The 7253-nt window shown below is 70.3% G+C and carries 8 protein-coding genes; 4 read left to right on the forward strand and 4 right to left on the reverse strand.

The features are described 5' to 3' along the window. Nucleotides 1–155 precede the first annotated feature (155 nt). Nucleotides 156–719, forward strand: coding sequence for a TetR/AcrR family transcriptional regulator (locus VIM26_RS10375; protein ID WP_331950837.1), 564 nt, complete (start codon nt 156–158; stop codon nt 717–719). Between the two features lie 22 nt (nt 720–741). Here the strand turns inward: VIM26_RS10375 and VIM26_RS10380 are convergent, their stop codons facing one another. From VIM26_RS10380 to pdhA, 3 genes are read right to left on the reverse strand one after another with little or no spacing between them, the layout of a single operon-like run. After that, a complete protein-coding gene (locus VIM26_RS10380) occupies nt 742–2085 on the reverse strand; it encodes a dihydrolipoamide acetyltransferase family protein (RefSeq protein WP_331950818.1) in 1344 nt (447 codons plus the stop codon). Nucleotides 2086–2088: 3 nt separating this feature from the next. Next, nucleotides 2089–3096: an alpha-ketoacid dehydrogenase subunit beta gene (locus VIM26_RS10385; RefSeq protein WP_331950820.1), complete on the reverse strand. Its 1008-nt coding sequence runs from the start codon at nt 3094–3096 to the stop codon at nt 2089–2091. Further along, nucleotides 3096–4292, reverse strand: a complete 1197-nt coding sequence (gene pdhA, locus VIM26_RS10390; RefSeq protein ID WP_331950822.1) for a pyruvate dehydrogenase (acetyl-transferring) E1 component subunit alpha — start codon at nt 4290–4292, stop codon at nt 3096–3098. Before pdhA ends, VIM26_RS10385 begins: the two co-directional genes overlap by 1 nt. A 442-nt stretch (nt 4293–4734) precedes the next feature. On the opposite strand from pdhA, the gene VIM26_RS10395 reads away from it, so the two are divergent. Genes VIM26_RS10395 through VIM26_RS10405 form a run of 3 tightly spaced genes read left to right on the forward strand, consistent with a single transcriptional unit; the run spans nt 4735 to nt 6562 of the window. Then, nucleotides 4735–4905, forward strand: a complete 171-nt coding sequence (locus VIM26_RS10395; RefSeq protein ID WP_331950824.1) for a hypothetical protein — start codon at nt 4735–4737, stop codon at nt 4903–4905. Beyond that, nucleotides 4902–5588, forward strand: coding sequence for a cytochrome b N-terminal domain-containing protein (locus VIM26_RS10400; RefSeq protein WP_331950825.1), 687 nt, complete (start codon nt 4902–4904; stop codon nt 5586–5588). Before VIM26_RS10395 ends, VIM26_RS10400 begins: the two co-directional genes overlap by 4 nt. Further along, nucleotides 5588–6562 (forward strand): hypothetical protein, encoded by a 975-nt coding sequence (locus VIM26_RS10405; protein WP_331950827.1) that lies wholly within the window; start codon nt 5588–5590, stop codon nt 6560–6562. Before VIM26_RS10400 ends, VIM26_RS10405 begins: the two co-directional genes overlap by 1 nt. On the opposite strand, the gene VIM26_RS10410 is transcribed toward VIM26_RS10405, so the two are convergent. Further along, nucleotides 6534–7253, reverse strand: a 720-nt coding sequence (locus VIM26_RS10410; protein ID WP_331950829.1) for a phosphotransferase enzyme family protein, incomplete at its 5' end; no start/stop codon positions are given. The genes VIM26_RS10405 and VIM26_RS10410 overlap by 29 nt on opposite strands.

The raw sequence follows: 7253 nt of genomic DNA on the forward strand, positions 1-7253 counted from the left end.
CGGCACATCGGATTTCGAGTTAACGTTCACTAACCGAGTTGACGATAGTGTTCGAGAACCTCGGTGTCTACCTGGAAGGACGACGAGTGGTGAGCCAGGACCTTGAGCCGGCCGGGCTACCGGCACCCGCCTCCGCCGCGACGACGGCACGCGCCATGGCCAAGGCCGACCGCCGGGACAGGATGCTGGCCGAGGCTGCTCGACTGTTCGCCCGAGCGGGCTACGACGGCGTCTCCATCGAGGATCTCGGACGGGCGGCTGGCGTCAGCGGTCCGGCCGTGTACCGGCATTTCCCGAGCAAGCAGGCGGTGCTCGCTGCCCTGCTCGTCGGTACCAGCGACCGGCTGCTCGCGGGGGGTCGGGAGGTCGTCGCCGGGGCCGACGACGAGGTCGCCGCGCTCCGCTCGCTCGTCCGGTTTCACGTCGAGTTCGCCCTGGCGAACCCGGACATCATCCGGGTGCAGGACCGCGAGCTGAACACGCTCGCCGCGGCCGAGCGGCGCTCGGTGCGCGCCACGCAGCGCAGCTACGTCGAGGTGTGGGTGTCCGTGCTGGTCCGGCTGAGCCCCGGGGCCGACCCGGCGGAGCTGCGCCTGCGTGCGCAGGCGACCTTCGGCCTGCTCAACTCCACCCCGCACAGCGCCCGGTCCGCTCCCCGCGCGCGCGGTCGAGAACTGCTCGAAGAGATGGCGCTGGCCGCCCTGGGGCAGGGGAGCTGACGGGTCGGCCCCGTGGCGTCGGTCAGAACGTGATCGTCACCCCCGGGTCCGCGAGGATGGCGCCGACGTCGGCCAGGAACTGGGCGGCCTGGGCGCCGTCGACCACGCGGTGGTCGAACGACAGGGTGAGCGTCAGCACGCTGCGCAGGGCGATCTCGTCGTGGAACTCCCAGGGCCGACGTCGGACGGCGCCGATCGCCAGGATGGCGGCCTCACCGGGCACCAGGATCGGCGTGCCGGAGTCGACGCCGAAGACGCCGATGTTCGTGATCGAGATCGTCCCCCCGGCCAGGTCTGCCGGGGAGGTCGTGCCGGCTCGCGCCGTCGCCGTCAGGTGCGCGAGGGCGTCGGCGAGCTCGACGAGATCCAGCCACTGCGCGTCCTTGACGTTCGGGACGACCAGCCCGCGGGGAGTCGATGCGGCGATGCCCAGGTTCACGTAGCCGAACTGCACGATCTCGCCGGCGGCTTCGTCCCATCGCGAGTTGAGCGACGGGTGCCGCCGGAGCGCGACGACCATCGACTTGGCCACCATCGTGAGGATGGTGAGCCGGTGCCCGGCCGCGACCCGATGCTTCGGGAACGACGCGAGCAGCTCCATCGTGGGCGTGACGTCGACGGTCAGGACCGTGCTGGCGTGCGGCGCCGTGAAGGCACTCGCGACCATGGCGGCGGCGGTGTGCTTGCGGACGCCGGTGACCGGGGTCCGGACCTCCCGGGAGCCGGGCAACGACGTGGGGATCCTCGCGGCCGCGGCCGCGGGCGCCGCCGCGGTCGCCGCCGCTGCGGCGGCGGCGGCCTGCAGCACGTCGTCGCGGGTGATCACGCCGTCCGGTCCCGAGCCGGCGACCAGCGCGAGGTCGACTCCCAGCTCGTGGGCGAGCTTGCGCACCGGCGGGAACGACTTCGGGCGCTCGGGCAGGCCACGGGCACGAATCGGTGCCTCGTCCGGCTGCGCGCCGCGGTGGCCGGCGGCCCAGGCGGCTCCGCGAGGTCGGCGCGCCGGGCGCGCGGAGCTCTCGATCGGCGGTCCGTAGCCGACGAGCACCGGGGTGCGCCCGGTCGCGGCCTCGCCGGCGGACGCGCCGGCACCGTCGCCGAGCCCGTCGTCGCCCTCGCTCGCCTCGTCCACCGTGATCGACATGATCCGTGCCCCCACCAGCACCGTCGCGCCCGGCTCGACGAACAGGCGCGCCACGACCCCCGCGTACGGCGACGGAAGCTGCACGAGGGCCTTCGCGGTCTCCACCTCGGCGACGACCTGGTTCAGCTCGACCGTGTCACCGACGGCGACGTTCCACGACACGAGGTCCGACTCGGTCAGCCCCTCCCCGAGGTCCGGCATGGTGATCTCCTTGATGGCCATCGGTCACCCTCTCCAGTCGGTCAGCGAGTTCGGCCGGGCCATCACGCGGTCGACCGCGTCAAGGATGCGGTCCAGGTTGGGCAGGAAGTGCTCTTCGAGCTTCGCCGGCGGGTACGGCACGTCGGGGCCGGTCACCCTGACCGGCGCCGACTCGAGGTGGGCGAAGCATCGCTCGGTGATGCTGGCGACGACCTCGGCGCCAAGGCCGCCGAACTGCTGAGCCTCGTGCGTGATGACCAGGCGCCCGGTCTTGCGCACCGACGCCTCGAGCGTCTCGAAGTCGACGGGGGACAGCGAGCGGAGGTCGATCACCTCCACCGAGACGCCGTCGGCCAGGGCCGCGAGCGCGGCGTCCGTGGCCGTGCTCACGAGCGGCCCGTACGCCACCAGGGTCACCTGGTCGCCCTCGACGACCACCCGCGCACGATCCATCGAGGGTGTCGAGCCGTCGATGACATCGCTCACCTCGCCCTTGACCCAGTACCGCCGCTTGGGCTCGAAGAAGAGCACCGGATCGTCGCAGGCGATCGCCTGGCGGATCATCGTGTGCGCGTCCTGCGGGTTGGAGCAGGTCACGACGCGCAGGCCGGAGGTGTGGGTGAAGTACGCCTCGGGTGACTCGGAGTGGTGCTCGACGGCACCGATCCCGCCGCCGTAGGGCACGCGCACGGTGATCGGCATCCGCACCGCACCGGCCGTGCGGTAGTGCAGCTTGGCGACCTGGCCGACGATCTGGTTGAACGCCGGGTAGATGAACCCGTCGAACTGGATCTCCACCACGGGGCGATAGCCCCGGTACGCGAGCCCGACGGCGGTCCCCAGGATGGCGGACTCGGCCAGCGGGGTGTCCATCACCCGGTCGGTGCCGAAGTCGCGCTGCAGGCCGTCCGTGACCCGGAAGACGCCGCCGAGCTTGCCGATGTCCTCGCCGAGCAGCACCACCTTCGGGTCCTCCTCGAGCGTCCGTCGCAGGCCCGAGGTGATCGCCGCGGCCAGGGTCATCGCGGCCATCACGCGCCCCCGTCCAGGTCGTCGTCGGCGAACATCGCGAGGTACGCGGCGTACTGGCTCCGTTGTCGCGCGAGCCACGACGTCGGGGTCGTGTACACGTGGTCGAAGATGCTCAGGGGCTCGGGCGCCTCCAGGCGGTAGCAGCTGTCGCGCATCTCCTTCGCTGCGGCGTCCGCCGTCGACTTCACGCTGCGCATGAGCTCGTCGGTCAGCCGACCATTGCGCTCGAGGAGACGCTCCACCCGCAGGATCGGGTCCTTGGCGGCCCACTCCGCCTGCACGAGGGGGTCGGCGTAGCGGCCCGGGTCGTCGGAGGTGGTGTGCGGGCCCATCCGGTAGGTGACCGCTTCGATGAAGGTCGCGCCTCCGCCGCCGCGAGCCCGGTCCAGGGCGACCCGGGTGGCCGCCATCACGGCGAGCACGTCGTTGCCGTCCACCCGGATGCTGGGGATCCCGAAGCCCGGCGCACGGTCGGCGATCGGCCGCTTCGCCTGCAGCCCGACCGGTTCGGAGATGGCCCACTGGTTGTTCTGGCAGAAGAAGATCACCGGCGCCGTGAAGCTGGCGGCGAAGACCAGGGCCTCGTTCACGTCGCCCTGGCTGGTCGCGCCGTCCCCGAAGTACGCGACGGCGACCGAACTGGCGCCGTCCTTCAGGCACCCGAGCGCGTAGCCGGTCGCGTGCAGCGTCTGGGCGCCGACGATGATCGACGGCGTCGCCATCCCGACCGCGATCGGGTCCCAGCCCGACGCGGCCGTGCCCCGCCACACGCGGAGCAGGTCGGTCAGGGTGACCCCCCGGCAGTAGGCGACCCCGTTCTCCCGGTAGCTCGAGAACACGAAGTCGTCGGCCCGCAGCGCCCGGGCCGACCCGATCTGGGCGGCCTCCTGGCCGAGCAGGGGCGGCCAGAGGCCGAGCTGTCCCTGGCGCTGCAGCGCCGTGGCCTCGATGTCCAGGCGGCGCACGACCACCATGTCCTCGTAGAGCGAGGCCAGCTGATCGTCGGTCACGTCCGCGACCCAGGGGTCGAACGTCGGGTCGGGGCGGCGCAGCCCGTCCGGAGACACCAGCTGCACCAGGTCGTCGGGTGACTGCGGCGGGCCGACCGGCTCGCCGTCGTCCGGGCGAAGACCGGCGTCTCCGGGGTCGGTACCGCTCCGCTGGACGGGATTTGGGGAGACGTCTGAACGCAACATGTTTCGCTCCGTTTGTTGATCGCGGAGCCCGCGCCCTCGTGAGGCATGGGGCTCCATTGCCCAATGTGCCGCCAGCGTACGACGGTGAGGGCTACGCGTGCTGGCGCAGGCGGCCCGGGCCTTCCCGGCTCCGCCAGACGGACCACCGCCCACGACCAGAAGGCGCGCATCTGCGCCCGCCGACCGACCGGCTCGGCGCCCGAGTGCGGGCGTTTGGCTGCCCGGGAGGCCGTTGTGACGACCAAACGCCCGCACTCGCGTGACGGATCGGGAACTCGGAGATCAGGTGTCGGATCTTCGGGTCGAGGGCTCCGACCACCCCGGTCCGACCTTGACCCGCTCGTGGACCTCGGGCCACCGGCGCGTCAATCCCCGGACAGCCTCGACGGCAAGCGCTACTTTCGAGGAGTCGAACCTCTTGCCGCAGAGAAGAAGGCTGGCCATGGCTGTGCTGACGCATTTGGCGACGCACGTACCCACGTACCTCAGCTGGAGCTGGCTGTCGGTATCGGTTCCGAACCTCATCGTTATCGGATCCATGGTGCTGCTGTTCGTGCTCGCGCTGGTGCTCCCGTTCCCGAAGGACCGCCACGAGGATCGGGACGGCTCGTGAGCACGCCCGCTCCGCAGAGCGCCGGAGCTGGACCGGCGACGTCCTGGATCGGCCGCACCCGCGAGCGGCTCGAGCACACACTCCCGTACGAGAAGCTGCTGCCGGAGACCCAGCCCGCATACGTCGCGTCCTGGATCTACGTCTTCGGGGTGCTGACCCTCGCGGCGTTCGCCATGATCGTCGCCTCGGGCACGCTGCTGGCCCTTGAAGGGCCCGCGTGGTACCACGTGTCCAGTGCCGGCCTCTTCTTCAACAGCCTGCATTTCTGGTCGGTCCAGCTGTTCTTCCTCTTCATGCTGATCCACCTGGCCGGGAAGTTCTTCATGGCAGCCTGGCGCGGCAATCGCGCGAACACGTGGATCACGGGTGTGCTCGCCTTCGTGGTGTCGATCGGCGCGGGGCTGACCGGGTACCTGATGCAGACCAACTTCGATTCGCAATGGATCGCCTTCGAGGCCAAGGACGGAATCAACGCGACAGGGATCGGCGCGTGGTTCAACGTCGCTGACCTCGGTCAGATGATGATCATGCACGTCTTCCTGATTCCCGCGGTGGTTGTCGTCATCGTCGTGCTGCACGTTCTGCTCGTCCGAGTCCATGGGGTCGTACCGCCGATAGATGCCGCCACGGTCCCCGATCATCGAGCGGCCGTGGGCACGGACCGCAACGAGGAAGCCGGCTGATGTCCGTGCGCACGAGTCAGGAGACGTTGGAGCGGGAGCCGTGGCGGGGCGCGACGCGTCACTACGACATCCTCAAGGAGGGCGCGATCGCCACCCTCGCGGTCCTGGTCCTCACGATCGTGCTCGCCGCGGTGTTCAGTTCGCCGGACGATCCGTCGCTCACCTTGAAGGGCTGGGCGAAGAGCGCGCCGGACAACTTCTACGCCACGACCGTGGCCGAGCTCGCCGGGACATCAGATTCGGCGACCTACGGTGGGCCCTACAACAACGGCGGCGAGGGTCAGGTCCTGGGACCGATCAAGCTCCAGAAATGGGTCGGCGTCCACCAGCCGGTCGATCCCGCGACGGACTTCGTCATTGGCCCGCTCCAGGGCCAGGATCAGTCTTCGGGCGTTGCCGCGGCCTTGACCGCCTGGACCGGCGCCGACCCCACCCAGCAAGGCGACTGGGCAACGGCCTACGACACCGCGCTGAACGACCCAGCCGGCGCCAACGGCGATGCGACCAAGGTTCCCGACGGCGACTACGGGCCGGTGCCCGCGCTGGCCGAGGGCCTGACGACCATGGCGGCATCGGGAGCGCTCGACAGTGTGCTCCCCGCACCCGGTCAGTTCTTCAACACCGACAACACCTTGCAGATCCTTTTCCTCGGTGATGGCTCCTACCTCGACGACGCCGGCACGGCGAACAACCTCCAGGGCAACACCTGGGGCATGATGAACGAGACGGGCAACTTCCCGGGCCAGCAATGGCTCGCGCCCTTCTCGTTCTGGTACCAGCTGCCGATCTTCAACAGCGAGAACGAAACAGGGTTCGCCGCCACGCTGACCGCCAACGGTGACATCTACATCATGACGATCATTATTGTGCTCATGCTGGTCGTGCTCTTCCTACCGTTCATTCCCGGGCTGCGTTCAATTCCTCGGCGCATTCCCCTGCACAGGGTCATCTGGCGGGACTACTACCGCCGGTAGTGGGTCGCGGTCCTGACGCCATCGTGAGGAGTGCGGCGGTCCATCGATCGAGGTGGGTCTCGATGTAGTCGGCGGCCGGACCCCAGTGGTCGCCGTGTCCTTCGGCGTACAGCCGGGCCCAGGGTTGGGCCCCGTTGAGCGAGGATTCGTGCAGCAGGTCGTACATCCCGCGCGTGTGGGCCACGATCAAGGCCGGGAGCGCCCGCCGTTGCGCCTCGTCGAGACCGTACCCGTCGGCCAGCGCGCGCAGCCGCGGGGCGTCCACCTCGGGGTCGCCCTGGGCGTGGAACGGGACGAAGCCGTGCGCGGCATAGGCGAGGTCCCACAGTCGCGATCCCGGAGCCGCGCCGTCCCAGTCGATGAACACCCAGCGGTCGCCGTCGCGCACGAGGTTCCAGGGGGCGACGTCGTTGTGGCAGATCAGGTCGTCGCGGTCGGGCGCGATCACCACGTCCCACTGCGGCGCGGGGGGTGGCGTGAAGCTCGAGGTGGCGTCGTGGAGCTCGCGGATCAGTCCGCCGAGTCGGTGCAGCTCGGCGACGGTGAGCGGCGGGAGGGTGTGGGCGATCTCCCCGGGGATGTACTCCAGGACGTGGCGCCCCAGCTCGTCGCGGCCCAGCGAGCGGGGCGCACCGGCGAAGCCGACGTCGGCGAGGTGGTCCAGCAGCGCCTCGACGGCCGCCGTGGCGGG

The sequence above is a fragment of the Pengzhenrongella sp. genome, assembly GCF_036565025.1.
Taxonomy (GTDB): domain Bacteria; phylum Actinomycetota; class Actinomycetes; order Actinomycetales; family Cellulomonadaceae; genus Pengzhenrongella.